This window comes from Alcaligenes faecalis, from assembly GCF_009497775.1.
GTDB lineage: Bacteria > Pseudomonadota > Gammaproteobacteria > Burkholderiales > Burkholderiaceae_B > Alcaligenes > Alcaligenes faecalis_D.
In genome coordinates, this window is the sequence record NZ_CP031012.1 from 3,827,465 (window position 1) to 3,850,013 (window position 22,549).

Here is a 22,549-nt window from a genome sequence, read left to right on the forward strand (position 1 = left end):
TTACCCCATATGGATTTGGTCAGCGTCGACTTTGACCAGTTCACGAGCAGTCATCAAAGTATGGCGGGCATGCAAACGCATTTGATGCTGGGCCTGCACATCCATGCGGCCCCCACGCCAACGCTCTTCTTTCTCTGTCAGACGAAATACGTGATTGCACACTTGGGACAGGCGATCCGCCACGGTTTCCTGAACCCGCGACAAGATCCGCAGTGTGCCCGCTGTCAGGCTCATCTCCCGGCCGGATTGGCGTAAATGGCCACCTGCCTGCAAGGTCAGGTCCGCCTCGGACTGGATATGTACACCACCCTGCGCAGCCTGCACATGCAAGCCCTGCTCGGCCACCAAATGCAAGGCCCCACCCTGGGGTCGCTCCAGCACGGCGAACACATAGGCCTGCTCACCATCGGCACCACCTACCCAGACCTTGTCACCCACTTGCGGCTGTACCAGGCAACTGACGGCCTGCGGCACAATCCAGCAATGCTCGCCGCAGTCGACTTCAAACTGCCCCGACTCCAGACGGGCCTTGACCCGTCCCTGCCAGAACAGGGGGGGAACGTGCAGGCTGGACACCATGCGCGAGGGCAATCCCATACATCCTCCGTGTGATCTGTTCAACACAATGAAAAGGACTATGGCGCGAGCCCATGTCTACTCTATGACAACAACAAAACTTTACTTTTTTGACATTTAGCGGGTTTTAAGCAAATTTGCTTACACGTATTGCGCTATTGCCCGCCGATGCAAAGGCAGCCCAATAAAAAAGCCGCCCGAAGGCGGCTTTGTCCAGCAACGATAGAACAGCAGCAGATCAGAAATTATGTGCGCTCGAAAATCCCGGCAGCGCCCATGCCTGTACCGATACACATGGTGAGCATGCCGTATTTCAGCTGACGACGCTGCAAGGCATGAACCACGGTAGCAGCGCGCATGGCACCAGTTGCACCCAGCGGGTGGCCCATGGCAATAGCGCCACCCAGCGGGTTGACGCGCTCGGGGTCCAGGCCCAGATCACGGATCACCGCCAGAGATTGAGCAGCAAAGGCTTCGTTCAGCTCGATCCAGTCCATCTGATCTTGCTTCAGGCCAGCCAAGGCCAGCGCATGAGGCACGGCTTCTTTAGGACCGATGCCCATGATCTGTGGAGGCACACCACGGACCGAGAAGGTCACGAAGCGGGCCAGCGGCGTCAGGTTGTGCTCGCGCAGGGCGCGCTCGGACACAACCAGCAAGGCTCCTGCCCCGTCCGACGTCTGCGAGCTGTTGCCTGCCGTGACCGAGCCACGTGCTGCAAACACGGGACGCAGCTTGCCCAGCACTTCCAGGCTGGTATCAGGACGTGGACCTTCGTCACGATCAACCAATTGGGTTTTTACGGAGATTTCCTGAGTGCTCAGGTTCGGTTGACGACGTGTCACCGTTACAGGCAGAACTTCGCCCGTGAACTCGCCCGATTCCCATGCCTTGACGGCTTTCTGATGCGAAGCCAGGGCAAACGCGTCCTGATCTTCACGGGACACTTTCCACTGACGCGCCACTTCTTCAGCGGTCAGGCCCATGCCGTAGGCAATACCGTAGTTCTCGTCCGAGGCGAAGATCTCGGGGCTGAACGTGGTGTTCACACCCATCACCGGCACTTGGCTCATGGACTCCACGCCCGAAGCCACAATGATATCTGCCTGACCCGTACGGATACGGTCGGCAGCAATCGCAATGGCGCTCAAGCCCGAAGCGCAGAAACGGTTGACGGTCATACCAGCCACGGTGTGCGGCAGGCCTGCCAGCAAGGCAGAGATACGCGCCACGTTAAAGCCTTGTGGGCCTTCAGGCAGAGCGCAACCGGCTACCACTTCTTCAATGGCGGTTGGGTCCAGTTTGGGTACCTCGGCCAGCATGCCGCGAATGGCTTCCGCCAAGAGCTCGTCAGGGCGGTAGGACGAAAACACACCGCGAGGTGCTTTTCCGATAGGCGTACGCTTGGCAGCGACGATATAAGCTTGTTGTACAGTCATGTCTACTCCTTGATCCGCTCTAGTTACGCACTGGCTTGCCAGTGGTCAACATCCCAGTAATACGTTCCTGGGTCTTGGGGGAATTGAGCAGCTCCAGGAAAGCCTGCCGCTCTTGCGCCATCATCCATGCTTCATCCACCAGCGAGCCTGGATCCACATCGCCCCCGCAGATCACGGTTACGACCTTCTCGGCAATATGGAAGTCATATTCCGAGATGAAACCACCTTCTTTCATGTTCACCAGTTGAGCTTTCAGCGTGGCGATGCCATCGCGACCGGCAACCGGGAAGCGACGTGGCAATGGAGCACGCCAACCGGCGCTGGCCAGAGCCTGTGCCTGACGGACGGCCACGTAAACCAGTTCCTGACGGTTCATGACGATGGTGTCGGACTCTTTCAGGAAGCCAAGCTGACGGGCATCCAGAGCGGAGCGCGACACCTGGGCGCTGGCGATAGCCAGAGCAAAACGCTTCAGGTAAGCCAGCAGCGGGGCATCAGGTGCACCCATGGCTTGCAGTTCAGCCGAGCGGCGAGCCGAGTAAGCCAGACCACCTGCGCCTGGAACCAGACCCACACCCACTTCAACCAGACCAATATAGGACTCGAAGTGAGCGACTCGGTGCGCGCAATGCACGGCCAGTTCGCAACCACCACCCAGAGCCAGACCGGCAACAGCAGCCACCACAGGCACCTGGGCGTAACGGATACGCAGAACCATGTCCTGCATGGCGCGTTCTACAGGCTCAACCCCAGCCACGCCTTCTTTCTCGAACACGGGCAAGATGGCTTTCAGGTCAGCGCCAGCGGAGAATGGATCACCGTCCTGGGCCACAACCAGAGCCTGATACGAGGCTTCGGCCAATTCAATTGCCTTGAACATGCCATTGACCACACCAGGGCTCAACGTGTGCATCTTGGTCTTGAAGGACACGATCAGCACATCTTGTGGGTGCGGTGCAGGTAGCGTCCAGCAACGTACCGATTCGTCTTCAAAAACCGTCGTGGTTTCCAGAGACTCAACCTCGCCCACCAGCAAAGGTGTGCCAATGTGACGCAGGTAAACAGGCAGATCGCTACGGCCTTCAAAGCGGCTTTGCGAAGGATTCCAGGAACCGGCAGCGGTATGCACGCCTTGTGCTTCCCACACAGGACCACGAGTCGCCCAGTCTGGCAGCGGCTGGCTACTTAGTGTCTTGCCGTCTTTAATGTCCTGGTTGATCCACTCGGCCACCTGACGCCATCCGGCAGCTTGCCAGATCTCGAACGGGCCTTGCTTGTGACCAAAGCCCCATTTCAAGGCCAGATCCAGCTGACGTGCGTTGTCGGCAATGTCTTGCAGATGAATCGCGCTGTAGTGGAAGGTGTCACGCAGCACAGCCCACACGAATTGAGCCTGAGGCTTGTCGGACTCGCGCAGCTGGCGCAGGCGCTCAGCCGGGTCACGTACGGCCAAAATGGCGGCGACATCGGGGTCGATCTTCTGGTCAGCGGCGACGTAATCGCGCTGTTGAGCGTCAAAGCGCTGAATTTCGCGGCCCTTCTTGCGGAAGAAACCGGCGCCGGTCTTTTGACCCAAAGCGCCTGCATCAATCAGGCCTTGCACTTCTGACGGCAGGCCAAAGTGGGCCTTGAAGCTGTCATCGGGCAACTGATCCTGCATGGTGCGGATCACGTGTGCCAGGGTGTCCAGGCCAACCACGTCGGCGGTACGGTAAGTACCCGATTTGGCACGACCCAGGCGAGTACCCGTCAATTCATCAACCTGCTCGTAAGTCAGGGAGAAACGGCGAGCCTGTTCGAACACGGACAGAATGCCAAAAACACCGATGCGGTTACCGATGAAGTTGGGAGTATCTTTGGCGCGAACCACGCCCTTGCCCAGTTGCGATACCAGGAAGGTTTCCAGAACATCCAGCAGCTCCGGCTGGGTGTACTTGGTGGGGATCAGCTCCACCAGGCTCATGTAGCGTGGTGGGTTGAAAAAGTGCACGCCGCAAAAACGTGGGCGCAGCGCTTCCGGCAAAACGTCTGCCAGGGAAGTGATGGACAGGCCGGACGTGTTGCTGGCGATGATGGCATTAGGGTTCAGTGCTGGCCCGATCTTGCGGTACAGGTCCTGTTTCCAGTCCAGACGCTCGGCAATGGCTTCGATCACCAGATCGCAATCGGCCAGACGGTCCAGATTGTCTTCGTAGTTGGCGGGCTCGATCAGGTCAGCCAGGTCTGGCGTACCCAAGGGAGCGGGATTCATTTTGCGCAGATTGGCAATGGCACGGATGGCGATGCCATTTTTGGGCCCCTCGCGGGCGGGCAGATCAAACAGAACTACTGGTATGCCTGCATTCACGCAATGGGCGGCAATTTGCGCGCCCATGACGCCGGCACCGCACACGGCGACCCGACGCAAGGTACGGGCACTGCCCGTCACTGCACTGGCTGAACTAGATGTCATAGGTTTGTCTCCAGGAAACTGAAACCCCACGCAGCATAAGGTCCCAAACGGACGCTCTACGATGCGAGGCAATCGAATAATCGTACACGCACAACCGGTTTTACGACCATAAAGTCTTTTTTATTTTCAATCAAAGATGGGCATAGATCAAATCCATCTTCATAAAACTGTCCATGTTTGGATCCGTACCGGCCTGCCCAACCGCGTTAACACCCGGCTCTAAATTCAAACGATCGTTTCAATCCCTTTTATTTCAACAGATTGAACCCGTAAAAAGCCCATTACCCCCTTCATTAGTGGCAGGTGACGCCAGCCCTCTCAAGCTGGCATCACACATGGTTTCAAGTTATTTTTTTAATTTTTTTCTTATTTATTTCAATTCATTTTTTATTTAAATTTTGAATCTACTTTAATTAATTTTTTTCTTTAAACATTTCAAACAAATAAGAAGCGCCGGGGGGTAGAAAAAAATTTGAGCCATCCCTGCCTGACAGCCGATTTCCTGCCGATAAAGGCCCCGCAGCACCTCCGACAAGGAGGATCAGGCCCCTGCCCGAGCGCACAAGAGGGCAAAAACGGCTTAATTTGTATGCCAGAATGTTCAAACTTCCACTTTTGACGAGCCCTATCCGCCTTCATTGCCCTATGACCCGGTCTCAAGAAGCTGCCCCTTTATCCTTAAGCGCTCTGTTTCTGATCTTTGCCCGCATTGGCCTGACCAGCTTTGGCGGGGGCTTGAGTGGCTGGTTAATGCGCGAGTTTGTCGTCCAGCGACGCCTGATGAGTCAGGCAGACTTTCTGAGCGGCCTGGCCCTGTCCCAGGCTCTGCCCGGCATCAATGTAGTGAATCTCTCTATATGGATTGGTTACCGTCTGCTGGCCGGGCCTGGGGCTTTGGTTGCCACGCTGGGCATGGTGCTTCCCCCACTGCTCCTGGCCATTTTCATGCTGATTGGTCTGGAACAACTGACGGGCTCTACCCTGGTGCCTCAAGTCATGGCCGGGATTGCCGCCGCAGCCATCGGCCTGTCGCTTGAAATGGGCGTACGCTCGGCGCGCAGCGCAGCCACCGGAGTCGTGCCAATTGCGATCATGTTGGCGGTTTTTGTCGGCATTTTCGTCATGGAATGGAGCCTGATCCCCGTTATTCTGATCTGTGCGCCGCTGTCCGTCTGGTATGCCTGGCTACAACTTGGGGATTCATCGGTGGAGCAATCATGATCACGATTTTGCTCCAGCTCATGCGAGTGTTCGCGCCCTTGTCGTTTCTGACTATAGGTGGCGGGCAAAGCATCATCCCGGAGATTCACCGGCAATCGGTGGAAATCCATGGCTGGCTCAGCAATCAGGAGTTTCTGGATCTGTTCGCCCTGTCGCGCCTGACACCCGGCCCAAAATCCTTGCTGGTCACCCTGGTGGGCTGGAAAGCGGCTGGCTGGGCCGGTGCCCTGGCCGCATCCATCGCCATTTTCCTGCCCTCTGCCCTGCTGATCTATTACCTGGCGACGATATGGAAGCGCTATGAAGGCACGCGCATCATCCGCGCCATTGAGATTGGTCTGCTGCCCATTGCCGCCGGCATGATCCTGGCCGCCAGCGGCACAATCCTGAAAGCGGCCCAAGGTGGCCTGTGGGCCTGGGGCACGGCGCTGGCCTGTACGGCCATTCTGCTACTTAGTCGCATCAACCCTTTATGGTTGCTGGCAGGCGGCGGACTGCTGTTCGCCTTGATACAACCGGCTATCTAAACCAAATTCGACACATAAAAAGGGCAACTTCACCGCCAAAACCGGTTTGAAGTAAGTGGCTGTATCAAGAGCGACAAAATGGGTCATAAAAGCGTCACGATCCCGCGTCCATAAAGCGCAAGACATTGAGCCGTCAGACGCGCAAGCGGTACAATGGCAGGTCCTTTTATCCCCTTGTGCCCGCGACATGGCTGTAAATACTGACCAAGCCGTACTAAATCTGGACTCAGCCTCGCTGGGCTACGGTACCTTTACCGTGCTCGCGGACGTGTCCATGACCGTTCAGAAAGGCCAGGTTGTCGCCATGATGGGGGGGTCAGGTTCCGGAAAAACAACACTTCTACGTGCTGCAACCGGACAAATCCGTGCTCAGAAAGGGACTGTTACGGTTTTTGGCCAGGACCTGGCCAAGCTGGACGGCGAGGCCTTGCGCCAGGCACGTCAACGTATGGGCGTGTTGTTTCAGCAAGGTGCCCTGTTTACCGATCTGAACGTATTTGAAAACGTGGCTTTCCCCCTGCGGGAGCTGACGAACGACTCCGAAGCCGCCATTCAGGACCGTGTGCTGGACAAGCTGGACGCAGTTGGCCTGCGCGCCGCCGCCCATTTGGGGGTGAATGAAATTTCCGGCGGTATGGCTCGCCGGGTGGCTCTGGCCCGCGCCATTGTGCTGGAACCCGAGCTGATTCTGTACGACGAACCCTTTGCCGGTCTGGACCCCATTTCCATGGGCATTACCGCGCAGCTGATTCGCGACCTGACCGACCGCCTAAACTGCGCGTCGGTGCTGATTACGCACGATGTGGCCGAATCCTTTGCGATTGCCGACCAGGTCTATATTGTTGGTCAGGGACGTTTGCTGACCCAAGGTACGCCCACCGAGCTGCGCGCTTCCAAGGATCCTTATGTGCAGCAGTTCCTGCGTGGCGAGCCCGACGGCCCTATCGCCTTTAACTATCCCGTCACCCCGGCTTTTGAAGCCTGGCTCCAGAATCGGACGACGCGCTCATGAATTTCATCACCGCCCCGATTAGCGCGCTAGGCGCTGCGATACGCAACAGCATTTACGGCCTGGGTGCCTTCAGCCGCCTGTTCGTAGCCTTGCTGGCCCGCTCCTCCCTGCTATGGCGTCGCCCCCGCCTGGTTTCCCAGCAAATCCACTTTATTGGCAACTATTCGCTGCTGATCATTGCCGTTTCCGGCCTGTTCGTGGGTTTTGTGCTGGGCTTGCAAGGTTATTACACATTGAACCGCTATGGCTCCGAAGAAGCATTGGGCCTGCTGGTTGCCCTGTCCCTGGTACGCGAACTGGGGCCGGTTGTCACCGCCCTGCTGTTTGCAGGCCGGGCCGGTACTTCGTTAACGGCTGAAATCGGCCTGATGAAGGCCGGTGAACAGATTGCCGCCATGGAAGTCATGGCGGTAGACCCCTTGCGCCGCCTGCTGGTGCCGCGCTTTTGGGGCGGCATTATTGCCATGCCCATTCTGGCCGCCGTGTTCTCCATGGTCGGCATCTTGGGCGGCTATATCGTCGGCGTACAAATGATCGGCATTGATGCGGGCGCCTTCTGGTCGCAAATGCAAAACGGCGTCGATGTGATTGATGACGTACTCAACGGAGTGATCAAAAGCCTGGTATTTGGCCTGATCGTGACCTTGATTGCGTTGTATATGGGCTGGCACGCCAAGGCCACGCCCGAAGGCGTTTCTCGCGCGACCACACGCACGGTCGTCAGCGGCGCTTTGGCGGTATTGGGCACGGACTTCCTGCTCACCGCCCTTATGTTCAGTTAACTATTTAGGAATTGCTCAGCTATGAATCGCGAGAAAACCGATTTCTGGGTTGGCCTGTTTGTTTTGCTGGGGCTGGTCGCACTGGCATTCCTGGCCCTGCGTGCGGGTAACCTCAGTTCTTTTTCCTTTGCCAAAACCTACCAGGTATCGGCCAAGTTCGATAATCTGGGTGGCCTGAAACCACGTGCGCCCATCAAGGCCAGCGGTGTGGTCGTTGGCCGGGTCGGCTCCATTGGTTTTGACAATCAGGACTTCAAGGCCGTGGTCACCCTGGATATGGACGAGCACTACAAGTTTCCTGTCGATACCTCCGCCTCCATCCTGACGTCCGGCCTGCTGGGCGAACAGTACATTGGCCTGACGGCCGGTGGTGACGACAAGGACCTGCAAGGTGGCAGCACCATTACCTATACCCAAAGCGCGGTTGTGCTGGAAGAACTGATCAGCAAGTTCCTCTACAACACGGCCTCCAAGGACGGCGGCTCCAAATCGGAGTAAGCAAGCCCGTTCATGCTCATTACAGACGACACAACCATGAATACAACAACTCGCCGCTCTTACTCCCTGCCTCGTGGAGTCCGTTTGAGCCTGATCGGTGCCAGTGCTGCGCTTGTAGCCGGTTGCGCCAGTGTGCCCAACCCCAATCCCCAGGACCCCTGGGAAGGCATGAACCGCGGCATCTACGCCTTTAATGAAACCGTGGACGGCGCGCTGATCAAACCGATTGCAGAAGGCTATAACGCACTGACCCCGCAGCCTGCACGCACATGTATTAGTAACATTTTCAACAACCTGGGCGATGCCTGGTCGGCCGTCAACAGCTTCCTGCAAGGCGAGCATGTTGACTTCTTCAACACCCTGGGTCGCGTACTGTTCAACTCCACCATGGGCCTGGGTGGTTGTATCGACGTTGCCACCATGAACGGCTCCAAGCGCATCCCCAACGACTTTGGCGTGACGCTGGGCGTATGGGGCATCAAATCTGGCCCTTACGTGGTTCTGCCTTTCTTTGGCCCCAGCACCGTTCGTGACGGTGTGGCACGCGGTACCAGCTTCCTGGAGGGCTTCTCGTCCACTGGCCCGATCATGGCCATCAAGGATGTACCCGTACGCAACAGCATCATGGGCCTGTGGGCTCTGGATGCCCGCGCTGGCGTACTGGATGCAGAAAAACTTGTTAACGACATCGCCCTTGACCGCTACAGCTTCATACGCGACGCTTACCTGCAACGACGTCACGCGATGGTGCAAGCGCGCCGCACCGGTGGCGACACCAGCCAGGATTTGCCTGACTACTCGGACGCAGACGAATAAAAACGCCCTGCCCGCAGAACACTCATCTGGAGTTTTTTTATGATTTCCCGTCCCGCCTTGGGCGGGACTGCTTTGCAGTCCTCTCCCTCTCGCCTGATTTCCTGGATCCTGACCGCCTGTGCAGTGCTGGCCTTGTGTTTGCATGCGGTGGCCGCGCAAGCCCAAGCCGCTGACCCGAAAGGCGAGCCCAACAAATTTGTTGAATCGGTCGGTAATCAGGCATTGCACGTGGTCAAGGAAAGCGACGCCATCCGCAAGGGTGACCGCGCTGCCATCCTGGCTGCCGTGAACGAAAACATCATGCCTTACGTGAACCTGGAAAAGACGACACGTCTGTCCGCGGGCCGCTACTGGCGTCAAGCCAACCCCGAACAGCGTCAGAAACTGGTCGAAGCGTTCAAGGGAACCTTGGTTCGCACCTACAGTGGTGCCTTGTCCCGTGTGGATGACAAGACCCAGCTGACCATTCTGCCTTTCCGTGGCGATGCCAATGCGGACGACGTGGTGGTGCGCTCCTCGCTGACCCAGTCCAACGGTGGCCCGGTTGGCGTGGATTACCGCCTGGAAAAAACACCGGAAGGCTGGAAAATCTACGACTTGAACGTGGAAGGTATCTGGCTGATTCAAAACTACCGCAACCAGTTTGCCCAGCAAATTGAGCAAGGTGGTATTGATGGCCTGATTCAGGCACTGAACAAGCAAAACAGCTAAGACAGGCCGTGGCAAGCACGGGCGCTTTGGTCGGGCTTTCCTAAGCAGACCAGAGTCGTACTCTATAATAAAGAGCCTGATCACCCCCAAACAGGTCTACGCCCATGCGTAGGCCTGTTTAGTTAACAAAGACGCTACAGCGACGACTTCCACCGCCACACCCGCGTCAGGCCAACCCAAATTGCCATGTCCGCCTTCAAACTCGATAACGTCAGCAAACGCTTCGCTCCCCAAAGCCGGGGACTCAAAAGCCTGTTTTCCCCTCCCCGTTCCGATGCCGGTTTTCTGGCCGTCGATCAGGTCAGCCTGACTATCGAACATGGTGAATTTTTTGGCTTGCTCGGCCCCAACGGCGCTGGCAAAACAACCCTGATTTCCATGTTGGCCGGCCTGACCCGCCCCACCAGCGGCCAGGTCAGCGTCTGTGGTTACGATGTGCGCACCCAGTATCAGAAAGCCCGCCAATCGCTGGGCGTGGTGCCACAGGAAATTGTTTACGATCCCTTTTTCACCGTCCGTGAAACCCTGCGTCTGCAATCGGGCTACTTCGGCCTGAAAAACAATGACGACTGGATCGACGAAATTCTGGCCAATCTGGCCTTGAGCGACAAGGCCGATGTGAACATGCGCGCCTTGTCCGGCGGCATGAAGCGCCGCGTTCTGGTCGCCCAGGCGCTGGTGCACCGCCCCCCTGTCATTATTCTGGATGAACCCACTGCCGGTGTGGACGTGGACCTGCGCCGCACGCTGTGGGAATTCATCATTCGCCTGAATCAACAAGGCCACACCATCTTGCTGACCACCCACTATCTGGAAGAAGCCCAGGCCCTCTGTGGTCGCCTGGCCATGCTTAAAAGTGGCAAGATCGTCGCCCTGGATACCACGCAAGCCATTATGGAGCGCGCAGGCGGCCACGATCTGGAGGATGCATTTGTGCGCATCATGCACAACGAAGGAAAAATGGGAGTCGCCCTGTGAACCAGAACAACTCTCCCAAACACTGGGGCGTGCCTCAAAACACGGACGCTCCCGCTGCCAAGATCGGTACTTTAAGCCTGCCCCCGCAGCCCAAGATGGGGTCGGGCTTTCCTACGCTGCTGCGCAAAGAGCTGATGCGTTTCTGGAAAGTGGGCTTTCAGACCATTGCGGCGCCTGTACTGACGGCGCTGATGTATTTGCTGATTTTCGCCCACGTGCTGGAAGGCCGCGTCACGGTATACGACTCCGTGCCCTACACGGCCTTCCTGATTCCGGGCCTGATGATGATGAGCATGTTGCAAAACGCTTTTGCGAACCCGTCTTCATCACTGATTCAAAGCCGCATTACGGGCAATCTGGTCTTTATCCTGCTGCCACCGCTCTCGCACCGCGAAATCTTCGCCGCCTATCTGCTGGCGTCCATCGCCCGCGGCGTCTGTGTGGGCCTCTGTGTCTGGCTGGTGTCCCTGTTCTTCGTGTCCCTGCCTGTGTCCAAGCCTTTGTGGGTATTGGTCTTTGCCATCCTGTCTTGCGGCATCATGGGCACCCTGGGTCTGATCGCCGGACTGTGGTCCGAGAAATTCGACCAGTTGGCCGCGTTCCAGAACTTCCTGATCATGCCCGCGACCTTTCTGTCGGGTGTGTTCTATTCGATTCATAGCCTGCCGCCGTTTTGGCAAACTGTTTCACACTGGAATCCGTTGCTCTATACCATTGACGGGTTCCGCTACGGTTTTTTTGCCGCCTCGGATATTTCTCCCTGGTTCAGCCTGACCGTTGTCGCCAGCGTCTTTGTTGCGCTGTGTCTGATTTCGCTACGCCTGCTTGCCTCAGGCTATAAATTACGGAATTGATTTCATGTTGCCGACCCCCGAACAAGTTCACCAATACATTGCCGACAACCTGCCCTGTGAACACTTGCAAGTGCAAGGCGATGGTTCGCACTTTGAGGCCCTGATCGTCAGCGCCGCCTTTGAAGGCAAACGCCTGATTGCCCGTCACCAACTGGTCTACAAGGCCCTGGGCGACCGGATGAAAGCTGAAATCCACGCCCTGTCCATGCGCACGCTTACCCCCGACGAATACAAGGCCAATCCGAATGGATAAATTACGCATCACGGGCGGACAACGCCTGAATGGCGAGATCACCGTCTCTGGCGCCAAAAACGCCGCCCTGCCCATTCTGTGCGCCAGTCTGCTGACTGCCGACACGGTGTACCTGGACAATGTCCCGCGTCTGCGCGACATCGACACCACCCTGAAGCTCCTGGGTCAGTTGGGTGTTACCCAGGAACGCAATGGCACGTTGGAGCTGAATGCGGGCAATATCACCAATCTGGAAGCGCCTTACGAACTGGTGAAGACCATGCGCGCCTCGATTCTGGTGCTTGGCCCCCTGCTGGCCCGCTTTGGCGAGGCCCGCGTCAGCCTGCCTGGTGGTTGCGCCATTGGCCAACGCCCTGTGGATCAACACATCAAGGGCCTGGCCGCCATGGGTGCAGAAATCCATGTCGAGCACGGCTTTGTGAATGCCCGTGCCAAACGCTTGCGCGGTGCCGTGGTGCGCACGGATATGGTGACGGTTACCGGCACTGAAAACCTGATGATGGCGGCTGTGCTGGCTGAAGGCCAAACCATTCTGGAAAACGCAGCCCGCGAACCGGAAATTATTGATCTGGCTGAACTGCTGATCAAAATGGGTGCCAAGATCCAGGGCCACGGTACTGACCGCATCGTAATTGACGGTGTCGAGCGCCTGCATGGTGCCAAGCACACCATCTGCCCCGACCGTATCGAAGCCGGCACCTTCCTGTGCGCCGTTGCCGCTACGGGTGGCGAACTGACCTTGCGCAATACCGATGCTGACGCCATGGGCGCCACGCTGGACAAGCTGCGCGAAGCCGGTCTGCAGATTGAAACCGGCCCGGACTGGATCAGGGCCAGCATGAATGCTCGCCCCAAGGCGGTCAGCTTCCGTACCAGCGAATACCCCGGTTTCCCCACGGACATGCAGGCTCAACTGATGGCACTGAACACCATTGCCGACGGTACCGCCTCGGTTGTGGAAACCATCTTTGAAAATCGCTACATGCACGTACAGGAACTGAACCGCCTGGGTGCACAGATTGATATCGAAGGCCATATGGCCGTCGTTACCGGCGTTCCCTACCTGACTGGCGCCACTGTCATGGCAACCGACCTGCGTGCGTCGGCCAGCCTGGTCATTGCGGGCCTGGCCGCTCGGGGTGACACCACCGTCGAACGCATCTACCATCTGGACCGTGGCTACGACCGTATGGAAGCCAAGCTTCAAGCCGTAGGCGCCAACATCGAGCGAATCAGCAGCAAGGAAACCTAATGAGTCCCGCCGGTTTAAATCAACCTCTGACGCTGGCCTTGTCCAAAGGCCGGATTTTTGACGAAACCCTGCCTTTGCTGGAAGAGGCAGGCATCAAGGTGCTGGAAAGCCCGGAAACGTCGCGCAAACTGATCCTGCCCACCAATAATCCGGACCTGCGTCTGATTATTGTGCGTGCCACGGACGTGCCGACCTACGTGCAATATGGTGCTGCCCATATCGGGATTGCCGGTAAAGACGTGCTGTACGAGCACATGGAACAGCACCCCGGCGGTCTGTACCAGCCCGTGGACCTGAACATTGCCCGTTGCCGCCTGTGCGTGGCCGTGGCTGAAGGCTTTGACTACCATTCGGCCGTCAAGCAAGGTTCGCGCCTGCGTATCGCCACCAAATACACCCGTGCTGCTCGCGAACACTTCGCCAGCAAGGGCGTGTATGTGGACCTGATCAAGCTGTATGGCTCCATGGAACTGGCTCCGCTGGTCGGTCTGGCCGACGCCATTGTGGACTTGGTCTCCAGCGGCGGCACCCTGCGTGCGAACAAGCTGGTGGAAGTGGAAGACATCACCCCCATCTCCTCGCGTTTGATCGTCAATCAGGCCGCCATGAAAAACCGTGGCGCGCAGCTGCAACCCCTGATCGACGCTTTCTCGCGCGCTTCGGTGGACGAGTAAACCCACCCCTTCTTCCTGCAAGGGGCAAACAGCCTGACAATCCTGCTTAGGCAAAAGGCGCAGACCGCCTTTTGCCTAAGCGAAATGTTATACACTGGCCCTTGAACCTTAGCTTTTTCCTATAGCGACATGTCACTGATCCATCGCCTGAACTCCCAATCCGCCCAGTTCGATGCCGAACTGCGCACGCTACTGGCTTACGAAGCGTCCGAAGACGCGTCTATCGAGCACGCTTGTGCCGAGATTCTGCATCGTATCCAGCATGAGGGAGACACGGCTTTGCTGGATTACACCCAGCGCTTTGACCGACTGGCTGTTGAACAGGCCTCGGCACTGGAAATCTCCAAGGAAGAACTGTTTGCGGCTCTGGACAGCCTGCCTGCCGATCAGCGCAAGGCACTGGAACAGGCCGCCGAGCGCGTGCGCCGTTACCACGAGCACCAGCGCACCGAAACCTGGACCTACACGGAAGCCGACGGCACCGTGCTGGGCCAACAAGTTACCCCCTTGGACCGTGTGGGACTGTATGTTCCCGGTGGCAAGGCCGCTTACCCCTCCTCGGTTCTGATGAACGCCATCCCCGCCAAAGTGGCCGGTGTTCCTGAACTGATCATGGTCACGCCTACACCCGATGGCGTGCGCAACCCCATCGTGCTGGCTGCTGCCGCCCTGGGCGGTGTCGATCGCGTCTTCACCATTGGTGGTGCGCAAGCCGTAGGCGCTTTGGCTTACGGTACGGATACGGTGCCTGCGGTAGACAAGATTGTCGGCCCCGGCAACGCCTATGTGGCCGCTGCCAAGCGCCGCGTCTTTGGCGTGGTTGGCATCGACATGATTGCCGGCCCCTCCGAAATCCTGATCATCAGCGACGGCAGTGCTCCTGCCGACTGGGTGGCCATGGACCTGTTCTCCCAGGCCGAACACGACGAGCTGGCCCAGGCCATCTTGCTGTGCCCGGATGCTGACTTCCTGGATCAGGTTGAAGCCGCTATCGAACGCCTGTTGCCCACCATGCCACGCGCGGACATCATCCGTCGCAGCCTGTCTGGCCGGGGTGCCCTGATCCACGTCCGCGATCTGGACGAGGCCTGTCGGATCAGCAACCATATCGCGCCGGAACACCTGGAAGTCTCTACCCGGAACGCCCAGGACTTGTTGGGCAAAATCCGCCATGCTGGCGCCATTTTCCTGGGCCCCTACAGCTCCGAATCGCTGGGCGATTACTGTGCCGGGCCTAACCATGTCCTGCCGACGGCACGCACTGCGCGTTTCTCGTCACCTTTGGGCGTCTACGATTTCCAGAAACGCAGCAGCATCATTCAGGTTTCAGAATCAGGCGCCCAGACACTGGGACCCATAGCCGCTACGCTGGCTCAAGGCGAGGGGCTGTACGCCCACGCTGCCAGCGCGCAATTCCGATTGAACCAATCCTGATACCGGCCTTGCCGCCGGCTCTGATATGCGTACCGCCGAGATTACCCGCAATACCAATGAAACCCGCATCCGCGTGGCCGTTAACCTGGACGGCACCGGCCGTCACTCGCTCAACAGCGGCGTGCCTTTTCTGGACCACATGCTGGACCAGATTGCCCGCCACGGTCTGATTGACCTGGACGTGCACTGTGAGGGCGATACCCACATCGACGATCACCATACCGTCGAAGATATCGGCATTGCGCTGGGCCAGGCATTTGCCAAGGCTGTGGGCAGCAAAGCCGGCCTGCGCCGTTACGGCCACTCCTACGTGCCGCTGGACGAAGCCCTGTCGCGCGTAGTCGTGGACTTCTCCGGCCGCCCCGGTCTGTTTTATTTTGTGCCCTTTACCCGCGCACGAATCGGCCAGTTCGATGTAGACTTGGCACGCGAGTTTTTCCAGGGTTTTGTGAATCACGCCCTGGTTTCTATGCACATCGATAACCTGCGCGGCGAAAACGCACACCACCAGTGCGAAACCGTGTTCAAAGCCTTTGGCCGAGCATTGCGTATGGCTCTGGAGCTGGACCCACGTAGCGAAGGCGTGGTGCCTTCGACCAAAGGGGTTCTGTAAACGTCCTTCGGACACACATCGTGACCACTATCGCTATTGTCGATTACGGTTCGGGCAACATCTTCTCGGTTGCCCGAGCACTGCATGCCGCCGCACCTGATGCGCGCATCGTTCTTGCTCAAACCCCTCAAGCCATTCTGGATGCGGACCGGGTCGTATTACCCGGCCAGGGTGCCATGCCCGACTGCATGGCCCACCTGGACCAATCCGGTTTGCGCGATGCCTTGCTGACAGCCGCCCGCAACAAGCCCTTATTGGGCATCTGCGTAGGCGAACAAATGCTGTTCGACTCCAGTCAGGAAGGCAATGTCCCCTGTTTAGGTCTGATTCCCGGCCAAGTGCGCCGTTTTGAGGGCCCGAACTACAAAAGCAGCGACCACGCCTCCAGCGCCGGGCTTAAAGTGCCCCATATCGGCTGGAACCGCGTACACCAGACTCAGGATCATCCCTTATGGGCTGGCATTGAAGATGGCGCGTTCTTTTACTTTGTACATAGCTACTTTGTCGATCCGCTGCATATAGATCAAACTTGTGGTTCGACGCACTATGGCCAACGCTTTACCTCTGCGATAGCAAACGCTAATATTTTTGCGTTGCAATGCCATCCTGAGAAAAGTGCAGACAACGGCCTGCAACTGTTCCGGAATTTCGCCAACTGGAAGCCATGATTTTTCAATAAGCCTCCCCAGCGTTTTTCCGACTTTTTCCGACCCAGTATTTCTTACGTTTTTTACGGCTAAAGACCATGCTTTTGATTCCCGCCATCGACCTTAAAGACGGGCGTTGTGTGCGCCTTCGCCAGGGTGACCTGGACGATGCCACTATTTTCTCGGATGATCCGGCCAAAATAGCAACACAATGGCTGGAACAAGGGGCCCGGCGCCTGCATCTGGTGGACCTGAACGGCGCATTTGCCGGCAAGCCCAAGAACAGCGAAGCCATCAAATCCATTATTGCTGCCATCGACGGTGAAATTCCCGTACAGATCGGCGGTGGTATCCGCGATCTGGACACCATCGAGCGCTATCTGGACGCCGGCATGAGCTATGTCATTATTGGCACGGCCGCTGTCAAAAGCCCTGGTTTCCTGCAAGACGCCTGCAGCGCCTTTCCTGGCAGCATCATTGTTGGCCTGGACGCCCGTGATGGCAAAATCGCCACCGACGGCTGGAGCAAGCTGACCCGCCACGACGTACTGGATCTGGCCAAGAAATTTGAAGATTACGGCTGCGAGTCCATTATCTACACCGATATCGGCCGCGACGGCATGCTCACTGGCGTGAACATCGAAGCTACCGTCAAGCTGTCCCAGCACGTGAAGATTCCGGTCATCGCCTCCGGCGGAGTCACCAACCTGAAAGACATCGAAGACCTGTGTGCCGTAGAGCACGAAGGTATTGAAGGTGTGATTTTGGGTCGCAGCATTTACGAAGGCACCCTGAATTTTGCCGAGGCACAAACTTTCGCTGACGAGTACCAGGCATGAGCCAGGACGTCGCCAACGAATTAGCCTGCCGCATCATTCCTTGTCTGGACGTGACCGCTGGCCGTGTGGTCAAAGGGATCAACTTTGTGGATCTGGTCGATGCCGGTGACCCAGTCGAGATCGCCCGCAAGTACAACGACCAGGGCGCCGACGAGCTGACCTTTCTGGACATTACGGCCACGTCGGATAACCGTGATCTGATCCTGCCCATCATCGAACAGGTGGCCAGCCAGATCTTCATCCCCCTGACAGTGGGTGGCGGTGTGCGCGAAGTGGCCGACATCCAGCGCCTGCTCAATGCCGGTGCGGACAAGGTTTCCATTAACAGCGCCGCCATCAGCAACCCGGATCTGGTCCGTGCTGCCAGCGATCACCATGGCAAACAGTGCATGGTCGTCGCCATTGACGCACGCCGTGTCAGTACTGAGAACGAAGCACCACGCTGGGAAGTCTTTACCCACGGCGGTCGTCGTGGCACCGGCCTGGATGTGGTGGAATGGGCAGCCCGCATGGCCGAATACGGCGCAGGCGAACTGCTGCTGACCAGCATGGACCGCGACGGCACCAAATCCGGCTTTGATCTGGAATTGACCCGCGCCGTATCCGAGGCGGTCTCCGTTCCCGTTATCGCCTCTGGCGGTGTGGGCGGCCTGCAAGACCTGGCCGATGGCGTGATCAAGGGCGGCGCCAGCGCCGTACTGGCCGCCAGCATTTTCCACTACGGTCAACACACTATTGCCGAAGCCAAGGATTTCATGGCTGCGCAAGGTATTCAGGTGCGACGCTAATGGCTGACTTACCGGCCTGGCTGGCTGAAATCCGTTTTGATGAACAAGGTCTGATTCCTGCGATTGCGCAGGACCAGGCCACGGGCAAAATCTTGATGGTCGCCTGGATGAACCAGGAGTCCCTGCAAGAGACCGTCAGCACCGGCCGCGCCGTGTACTGGTCGCGTTCCCGCAAGCGCCTGTGGCGCAAGGGCGAGGAATCCGGCCACGTACAGCATGTCAGCGACTTGCGTCTGGACTGTGATGGCGACGTCATTTTGCTCAGCGTGGAGCAGGTTGGCCAGATCGCCTGTCATACGGGTCGTGAAAGCTGCTTTTATCGCCAGCTGCAAGGCCAGAGCGATCAGGCACAATGGGTGGCGGTTGACCCCGTCCTGAAAGACCCGGAGCATATTTACCGATGAGCGAACAACCTACTGTCGAGACCATCCTCGATCATCTTGGCCGCACCCTGAAGTCCCGTCTGCCCGCGCAAGGCGGGGACCCATCCTCCTCCTACTCCGCCAAGCTGCTGGCCAAAGGACCGGATGCATTCCTGAAAAAGATCGGGGAAGAAGCGACCGAGCTGGTCATGGCCGCCAAGGACGAAGAGCGCGAGCGCATTGTCTACGAAACCGCCGACCTGTGGTTTCATAGCCTGGTGGCACTGACTTACTATGGTCTGGAGCCCCGCGATGTGCTGACAGAACTGCTGCGCCGTGAAGGCACATCAGGACTGGAAGAAAAAGCTTCGCGCCCTAAGGATCAGGTGTAATTCTGTCATTTAGACGCGCTACACTGTCCTGATACCTAGATTTTTGGCACTTGCCCAGCAAGTGCTTCGCTACCGAGATTGTTATGAGCGAGAACTGTCTATTTTGTAAAATTGCTGCCGATCAGATTCCGTCCAAGAAAGTGTACGAGGACGAGGACTTTCTGGCATTTCACGACATCAACCCAGCTGCACCTATCCATATCCTGGTAATCCCCAAGAAACACGTCGTCTCCATGCAGGACGTATCGGGCCAGGATAGCGAATGGTTGGGTAAAATGATGGCTTTGGCACCTTCCCTGGCCGCAAAGGCTGGTTGTCGCCCCGGCCCTGAAGGCGGTTTCCGCATTGTCATCAACAACGGTTTGGATGGCGGGCAGGAAATCAACCATTTACACATGCACATCTTGGGCGGTGAGCGCCCATGGCAACAACGCGCAGCCATGGCTGCTTAAGGGAGATACATTATGGGTAGCTTTAGCATTTGGCACTGGCTGATCGTTCTGGTCATCGTTGCCCTGGTTTTCGGCACCAAGAAACTGCGTAACATCGGCTCGGATCTGGGCGGTGCAGTCAAAGGTTTTAAAGAAGGCATGAAGGACGTGGGTGAAGAAGAAAAAACACCCGAAACCGTCAGCCAGCGCGCTGCCGATCCTCAAACGATCGACGTGCAGGCCAAGGAAAAATCCGATCGCGCCTGATCCCCTTCTTGTGTGAGTCTGAATGTTTGATGTCAGCTTTAGCGAACTGCTCCTGATTGGAGTGGTTGCCCTGATCGTCATCGGTCCCGAACGTCTTCCCAAAGTAGCGCGCACTGTCGGCCATTTGCTTGGCCGCGCGCAGCGCTACGTGAACGAGGTCAAAACCGATATCCAACGCGAAATCAATCTGGATGAGGTGAACAAGCTCAAAGACCAGATGGAGGACGCCGCGCGCTCGGTGCGCAGTTCGGTCGAGGACACGGGCAAAAGCATCAGCCAGCCTCTGACAGAAGCCCGCGACACCCTGCAAAATGCGTCGGAGTCCGCGCGCAAGGCCTTCTCGGACAAACCCGATAGTGCCACTGCAACGCCCGACGCCGCTACTACAGAACCGGCTGCCAGCCAGCCGAGCACGGATGCAGCCGCCCCGCCAGCGCCCAGCGCGCCGGCCAGTGACGACGCTCCCCGTCCTACGGATGCTCCCGCCCACCCCGCTAAAGGACCTACGGCATGAGCACCGACGCGCCTCAAGAAGATACCTTCATCTCCCACCTGGTCGAGCTGCGCACACGCTTGCTGCGCGCAGTCATTGCCGTGGTCGGGATTTTTATCGTCCTGTTCACGTATCCGGGCGCTTCAGCCATTTATGATGTGCTGGCCCAGCCCATGATGAGCTCGCTGCCCGAGGGCACGCGCATGATCGCTACCGGGGTGATTACGCCCTTCATGGTGCCGGTCAAAGTGACGCTGATGGCAGCCTTCGTGCTGGCCTTGCCCATCGTGCTTTACCAGGCATGGGCCTTTATCGCTCCTGGCCTGTACAACCACGAAAAGAAACTGGCTTTGCCGCTGATCATGACCAGCACCCTGCTGTTCATCGCGGGCATGGCGTTTTGTTATTTTGTGGTGTTCCGCACCGTGTTCCACTTCATCGCCTCGTTTGCGCCGCAATCGATTACGCCAGCACCGGACATCGAAGCCTATCTGGGCTTTGTCATGACCATGTTCCTGGCTTTTGGCATTACTTTTGAAGTGCCTATCGCGGTGATTTTGCTGGTGAAAACAGGCGTTGTGACCGTCGCCAAACTGCGTGAAATCCGTGGCTATGTGATTGTGGGCGCTTTTGTGATCGCCGCTATCGTGACGCCACCCGATGTGGTCAGCCAGATTCTCCTGGCCGCCCCGCTCTGCCTGCTTTATGAATTAGGGATTCTGGCTGCCAGCCTGATCAAGAAACGGGAAGCGGAAAGCAGTGAAGGTCGCGAACTGGACCTGTAAGCAATAAAAGCATCACCAGTGTCTGTAAACGCTACGCTGCGTACAGACACAAAAATGGCTCTCTGGACTGCTCCTTTCGGGGCAAGACAAGAGAGCCATTTTTTTTAGATACCTTGCAAAGCCTTTGCGCCACTACGATCTGCAAAACAGCGTAGCCAAATGCAAGTCGCCGGGCCGCAGCAACATCAACACACTGACCGAAAACCTATACGGCCTGCAAGGCCCTGAGCGCTTCCCTACGCCCTTCGATGAATTCCAACGGGAAAGGGGAAGCTACCGACCTTACTTGCGCACCTGAGGCCGCATACCGACCTTAACGGGGACATCCAGTTCCTTGCCATCACGCAATACGCTCAGCGTTATGGTCTGCCCGGGCTGCACCGGACCAATCTGATTGAGCAGGCCAATTGAATCGGCCACTTGCTGACCATTCAAGCGCAACACAATATCGCCCACCAGCAAATGCGCCTCGGCAGCCGGGCCGTGGCGCTGCACACTGGCAATAATCACACCCGCGTCGCTCTTGAGCTTGAAGGACTTGATCAGGTCCGGCGTAATATCCTGCGGCTCCAGCCCCAGCCAACCGCGCGTCACCTCACCATTACGGATAATCTCGTTCATGATGGCCAGCGCCGTAGAAGCGGGAATGGCAAAACCTATACCCAGCGAACCACCTGTTTCGGAATAAATAGCGGTATTGATGCCCACCAAACGGCCAATTGCATCCACCAGAGCACCACCCGAGTTGCCGGGATTAATGGCGGCATCGGTCTGAATGAAGTTCTCGTAAATATTGATGCCCAGGCGATTGCGCCCCAAACCCGACACAATGCCCATCGTCGTGGTTTGACCCACTCCAAAGGGATTGCCGATGGCCAGCACCACATCGCCCACCTGCAATTGATCCTGTTCCTGGGTCTGAATCACGGCCAGCTTGGGCAGATCCACTTTCAGCACGGCCAGATCGCTTTCAGGGTCCGAACCAATCAGGCGCGCCTTGGCCTGACGCCCATCGGACAAGGCCACCTCGATGGCATCGGCCGCTTCAATCACGTGGTAATTGGTCAGGATATAACCCTGTTCATGTACGATCACGCCCGAACCCAGATTGATTGTGGAGCGACGCCCCATCAAATCAGGCAGCTCGCGAAACAGGCGCTGCAGATCGGGATCTTCCAGCAAGGGAGAATTGCCTTCCAAATGCTTGCTGGTGTACACATTAACGACAGCAGGCGCAGCACTGGTGACAGCCGAGGCATAAGACAGCGGGCCTTCCTGCGCGACAGGCGCAAGCAAAGAAGGAACCGGCGCAGGCAAGACCACCGTATTAGTCGTGCGGGCGGGTGCCTGGGGTGCTCCCACCCACTGCGGTCGCAATGTCACCACAATAAAAAAGCCCGCCAGACAGATCGTCACCGCTTGAGCAAACACTAGCCACAATCGACGCATAGCA

At 57.6% G+C, this 22,549-nt stretch carries 27 protein-coding genes; 23 read left to right on the top strand and 4 right to left on the bottom strand.

Annotated elements, in window-relative coordinates:
• The 3 genes from DUD43_RS17505 to DUD43_RS17515 all read right to left on the bottom strand — a co-directional run bounded on the left by DUD43_RS17505 (window position 1) and on the right by DUD43_RS17515 (window position 4,389).
• Window positions 1-597: a DUF3540 domain-containing protein gene (locus tag DUD43_RS17505; protein ID WP_153231285.1), complete on the bottom strand. Its 597-nt coding sequence runs from the start codon at window positions 595-597 to the stop codon at window positions 1-3.
• 224 nt (window positions 598-821) lie between these two features.
• The gene (locus DUD43_RS17510; protein ID WP_153231286.1) at window positions 822-2,015 is read right to left on the bottom strand and encodes an acetyl-CoA C-acyltransferase; all 1,194 of its coding nucleotides are present in this window, start codon (window positions 2,013-2,015) and stop codon (window positions 822-824) included.
• 19 nt (window positions 2,016-2,034) lie between these two features.
• Entirely contained in the window at window positions 2,035-4,389 is a 2,355-nt protein-coding gene (locus DUD43_RS17515) for a 3-hydroxyacyl-CoA dehydrogenase/enoyl-CoA hydratase family protein (RefSeq protein ID WP_265588075.1), read from the bottom strand.
• Window positions 4,390-5,112: 723 nt separating this feature from the next.
• On the opposite strand from DUD43_RS17515, the gene DUD43_RS17520 reads away from it, so the two are divergent.
• The 23 genes from DUD43_RS17520 (at window position 5,113) to tatC (ending at window position 21,096) form a co-directional block, all read left to right on the top strand.
• Window positions 5,113-5,688 (top strand): chromate transporter, encoded by a 576-nt coding sequence (locus DUD43_RS17520; RefSeq protein ID WP_153231288.1) that lies wholly within the window; start codon window positions 5,113-5,115, stop codon window positions 5,686-5,688.
• Entirely contained in the window at window positions 5,685-6,215 is a 531-nt protein-coding gene (locus DUD43_RS17525) for a chromate transporter (RefSeq protein WP_153231289.1), read from the top strand. Before DUD43_RS17520 ends, DUD43_RS17525 begins: the two co-directional genes overlap by 4 nt.
• A gap of 187 nt (window positions 6,216-6,402) precedes the next feature.
• The gene (locus tag DUD43_RS17530; protein ID WP_153231290.1) at window positions 6,403-7,227 is read left to right on the top strand and encodes an ABC transporter ATP-binding protein; all 825 of its coding nucleotides are present in this window, start codon (window positions 6,403-6,405) and stop codon (window positions 7,225-7,227) included.
• Window positions 7,224-8,009 (top strand): lipid asymmetry maintenance ABC transporter permease subunit MlaE, encoded by a 786-nt coding sequence (gene mlaE / locus DUD43_RS17535; RefSeq protein WP_194273416.1) that lies wholly within the window; start codon window positions 7,224-7,226, stop codon window positions 8,007-8,009. Before DUD43_RS17530 ends, mlaE begins: the two co-directional genes overlap by 4 nt.
• 21 nt (window positions 8,010-8,030) lie before the next feature.
• Complete coding sequence (gene mlaD, locus DUD43_RS17540) at window positions 8,031-8,507, top strand: outer membrane lipid asymmetry maintenance protein MlaD (protein ID WP_009455494.1); 477 nt, start codon at window positions 8,031-8,033, stop codon at window positions 8,505-8,507.
• A gap of 36 nt (window positions 8,508-8,543) precedes the next feature.
• Window positions 8,544-9,323, top strand: coding sequence for a VacJ family lipoprotein (locus tag DUD43_RS17545; RefSeq protein ID WP_051316296.1), 780 nt, complete (start codon window positions 8,544-8,546; stop codon window positions 9,321-9,323).
• A 39-nt stretch (window positions 9,324-9,362) separates the two neighbouring features.
• Window positions 9,363-10,034, top strand: coding sequence for an MlaC/ttg2D family ABC transporter substrate-binding protein (locus tag DUD43_RS17550; protein WP_153231291.1), 672 nt, complete (start codon window positions 9,363-9,365; stop codon window positions 10,032-10,034).
• Between the two features lie 186 nt (window positions 10,035-10,220).
• On the top strand, window positions 10,221-11,012 hold the full coding sequence (locus DUD43_RS17555) for an ABC transporter ATP-binding protein (RefSeq protein ID WP_009455490.1): 792 nt from the start codon (window positions 10,221-10,223) through the stop codon (window positions 11,010-11,012).
• A 95-nt stretch (window positions 11,013-11,107) separates the two neighbouring features.
• Window positions 11,108-11,866, top strand: coding sequence for an ABC transporter permease (locus DUD43_RS17560; RefSeq protein ID WP_153231679.1), 759 nt, complete (start codon window positions 11,108-11,110; stop codon window positions 11,864-11,866).
• 4 nt (window positions 11,867-11,870) lie between these two features.
• Window positions 11,871-12,119, top strand: a complete 249-nt coding sequence (locus DUD43_RS17565; protein ID WP_153231292.1) for a BolA family protein — start codon at window positions 11,871-11,873, stop codon at window positions 12,117-12,119.
• A complete protein-coding gene (gene murA, locus DUD43_RS17570) occupies window positions 12,112-13,371 on the top strand; it encodes a UDP-N-acetylglucosamine 1-carboxyvinyltransferase (RefSeq protein WP_153231293.1) in 1,260 nt (419 codons plus the stop codon). Before DUD43_RS17565 ends, murA begins: the two co-directional genes overlap by 8 nt.
• Window positions 13,371-14,045: an ATP phosphoribosyltransferase gene (gene hisG / locus DUD43_RS17575; protein ID WP_009455485.1), complete on the top strand. Its 675-nt coding sequence runs from the start codon at window positions 13,371-13,373 to the stop codon at window positions 14,043-14,045. Before murA ends, hisG begins: the two co-directional genes overlap by 1 nt.
• A 129-nt stretch (window positions 14,046-14,174) precedes the next feature.
• Window positions 14,175-15,479, top strand: a complete 1,305-nt coding sequence (gene hisD, locus DUD43_RS17580; protein WP_153231294.1) for a histidinol dehydrogenase — start codon at window positions 14,175-14,177, stop codon at window positions 15,477-15,479.
• A 25-nt stretch (window positions 15,480-15,504) separates the two neighbouring features.
• Complete coding sequence (gene hisB / locus DUD43_RS17585; RefSeq protein WP_094197990.1) at window positions 15,505-16,092, top strand: imidazoleglycerol-phosphate dehydratase HisB; 588 nt, start codon at window positions 15,505-15,507, stop codon at window positions 16,090-16,092.
• A gap of 20 nt (window positions 16,093-16,112) precedes the next feature.
• Window positions 16,113-16,760 (top strand): imidazole glycerol phosphate synthase subunit HisH, encoded by a 648-nt coding sequence (hisH, locus tag DUD43_RS17590; RefSeq protein ID WP_153231295.1) that lies wholly within the window; start codon window positions 16,113-16,115, stop codon window positions 16,758-16,760.
• A 77-nt stretch (window positions 16,761-16,837) separates the two neighbouring features.
• Complete coding sequence (hisA, locus tag DUD43_RS17595) at window positions 16,838-17,578, top strand: 1-(5-phosphoribosyl)-5-[(5-phosphoribosylamino)methylideneamino]imidazole-4-carboxamide isomerase (protein ID WP_153231296.1); 741 nt, start codon at window positions 16,838-16,840, stop codon at window positions 17,576-17,578.
• Entirely contained in the window at window positions 17,575-18,366 is a 792-nt protein-coding gene (hisF, locus tag DUD43_RS17600) for an imidazole glycerol phosphate synthase subunit HisF (RefSeq protein WP_153231297.1), read from the top strand. Before hisA ends, hisF begins: the two co-directional genes overlap by 4 nt.
• Complete coding sequence (hisI, locus tag DUD43_RS17605) at window positions 18,366-18,770, top strand: phosphoribosyl-AMP cyclohydrolase (protein ID WP_153231298.1); 405 nt, start codon at window positions 18,366-18,368, stop codon at window positions 18,768-18,770. Before hisF ends, hisI begins: the two co-directional genes overlap by 1 nt.
• Entirely contained in the window at window positions 18,767-19,120 is a 354-nt protein-coding gene (locus DUD43_RS17610; RefSeq protein WP_153231299.1) for a phosphoribosyl-ATP diphosphatase, read from the top strand. Before hisI ends, DUD43_RS17610 begins: the two co-directional genes overlap by 4 nt.
• A gap of 83 nt (window positions 19,121-19,203) precedes the next feature.
• Window positions 19,204-19,572, top strand: a complete 369-nt coding sequence (locus DUD43_RS17615; protein WP_026483636.1) for a histidine triad nucleotide-binding protein — start codon at window positions 19,204-19,206, stop codon at window positions 19,570-19,572.
• A 12-nt stretch (window positions 19,573-19,584) separates the two neighbouring features.
• Window positions 19,585-19,818 (top strand): Sec-independent protein translocase subunit TatA, encoded by a 234-nt coding sequence (tatA, locus tag DUD43_RS17620; protein WP_021447245.1) that lies wholly within the window; start codon window positions 19,585-19,587, stop codon window positions 19,816-19,818.
• Window positions 19,819-19,840: 22 nt separating this feature from the next.
• Entirely contained in the window at window positions 19,841-20,332 is a 492-nt protein-coding gene (gene tatB, locus DUD43_RS17625) for a Sec-independent protein translocase protein TatB (protein ID WP_042485721.1), read from the top strand.
• Window positions 20,329-21,096: a twin-arginine translocase subunit TatC gene (gene tatC / locus DUD43_RS17630; RefSeq protein WP_153231300.1), complete on the top strand. Its 768-nt coding sequence runs from the start codon at window positions 20,329-20,331 to the stop codon at window positions 21,094-21,096. The genes tatB and tatC overlap by 4 nt, the downstream gene beginning before the upstream one ends.
• A 282-nt stretch (window positions 21,097-21,378) precedes the next feature.
• On the opposite strand, the gene DUD43_RS17635 is transcribed toward tatC, so the two are convergent.
• Window positions 21,379-22,545, bottom strand: a complete 1,167-nt coding sequence (locus tag DUD43_RS17635; RefSeq protein WP_153231301.1) for a S1C family serine protease — start codon at window positions 22,543-22,545, stop codon at window positions 21,379-21,381.
• Window positions 22,546-22,549 lie beyond the last annotated feature (4 nt).

Bases quoted from the DNA above. Each gene is read 5' to 3' on its own strand.
- DUD43_RS17520 (WP_153231288.1), top strand. From the start codon at position 5,113: ATGACCCGGTCTCAAGAAGCTGCCCCTTTATCCTTAAGCGCTCTGTTT.
- DUD43_RS17505 (WP_153231285.1), bottom strand. From the start codon at position 597: ATGGGATTGCCCTCGCGCATGGTGTCCAGCCTGCACGTTCCCCCCCTG.
- DUD43_RS17525 (WP_153231289.1), top strand. From the start codon at position 5,685: ATGATCACGATTTTGCTCCAGCTCATGCGAGTGTTCGCGCCCTTGTCG.
- DUD43_RS17560 (WP_153231679.1), top strand. From the start codon at position 11,108: ATGGGGTCGGGCTTTCCTACGCTGCTGCGCAAAGAGCTGATGCGTTTC.
- DUD43_RS17515 (WP_265588075.1), bottom strand. From the start codon at position 4,389: ATGGGCGCGCAAATTGCCGCCCATTGCGTGAATGCAGGCATACCAGTA.
- DUD43_RS17610 (WP_153231299.1), top strand. From the start codon at position 18,767: ATGAGCGAACAACCTACTGTCGAGACCATCCTCGATCATCTTGGCCGC.
- hisD (WP_153231294.1), top strand. From the start codon at position 14,175: ATGTCACTGATCCATCGCCTGAACTCCCAATCCGCCCAGTTCGATGCC.
- murA (WP_153231293.1), top strand. From the start codon at position 12,112: ATGGATAAATTACGCATCACGGGCGGACAACGCCTGAATGGCGAGATC.
- tatC (WP_153231300.1), top strand. From the start codon at position 20,329: ATGAGCACCGACGCGCCTCAAGAAGATACCTTCATCTCCCACCTGGTC.
- hisB (WP_094197990.1), top strand. From the start codon at position 15,505: ATGCGTACCGCCGAGATTACCCGCAATACCAATGAAACCCGCATCCGC.
- hisG (WP_009455485.1), top strand. From the start codon at position 13,371: ATGAGTCCCGCCGGTTTAAATCAACCTCTGACGCTGGCCTTGTCCAAA.
- DUD43_RS17565 (WP_153231292.1), top strand. From the start codon at position 11,871: ATGTTGCCGACCCCCGAACAAGTTCACCAATACATTGCCGACAACCTG.
- tatA (WP_021447245.1), top strand. From the start codon at position 19,585: ATGGGTAGCTTTAGCATTTGGCACTGGCTGATCGTTCTGGTCATCGTT.
- hisI (WP_153231298.1), top strand. From the start codon at position 18,366: ATGGCTGACTTACCGGCCTGGCTGGCTGAAATCCGTTTTGATGAACAA.
- DUD43_RS17545 (WP_051316296.1), top strand. From the start codon at position 8,544: ATGAATACAACAACTCGCCGCTCTTACTCCCTGCCTCGTGGAGTCCGT.
- DUD43_RS17555 (WP_009455490.1), top strand. From the start codon at position 10,221: ATGTCCGCCTTCAAACTCGATAACGTCAGCAAACGCTTCGCTCCCCAA.
- tatB (WP_042485721.1), top strand. From the start codon at position 19,841: ATGTTTGATGTCAGCTTTAGCGAACTGCTCCTGATTGGAGTGGTTGCC.
- DUD43_RS17615 (WP_026483636.1), top strand. From the start codon at position 19,204: ATGAGCGAGAACTGTCTATTTTGTAAAATTGCTGCCGATCAGATTCCG.
- DUD43_RS17530 (WP_153231290.1), top strand. From the start codon at position 6,403: ATGGCTGTAAATACTGACCAAGCCGTACTAAATCTGGACTCAGCCTCG.
- hisF (WP_153231297.1), top strand. From the start codon at position 17,575: ATGAGCCAGGACGTCGCCAACGAATTAGCCTGCCGCATCATTCCTTGT.
- mlaE (WP_194273416.1), top strand. From the start codon at position 7,224: ATGAATTTCATCACCGCCCCGATTAGCGCGCTAGGCGCTGCGATACGC.
- mlaD (WP_009455494.1), top strand. From the start codon at position 8,031: ATGAATCGCGAGAAAACCGATTTCTGGGTTGGCCTGTTTGTTTTGCTG.
- DUD43_RS17510 (WP_153231286.1), bottom strand. From the start codon at position 2,015: ATGACTGTACAACAAGCTTATATCGTCGCTGCCAAGCGTACGCCTATC.
- DUD43_RS17550 (WP_153231291.1), top strand. From the start codon at position 9,363: ATGATTTCCCGTCCCGCCTTGGGCGGGACTGCTTTGCAGTCCTCTCCC.
- DUD43_RS17635 (WP_153231301.1), bottom strand. From the start codon at position 22,545: ATGCGTCGATTGTGGCTAGTGTTTGCTCAAGCGGTGACGATCTGTCTG.
- hisA (WP_153231296.1), top strand. From the start codon at position 16,838: ATGCTTTTGATTCCCGCCATCGACCTTAAAGACGGGCGTTGTGTGCGC.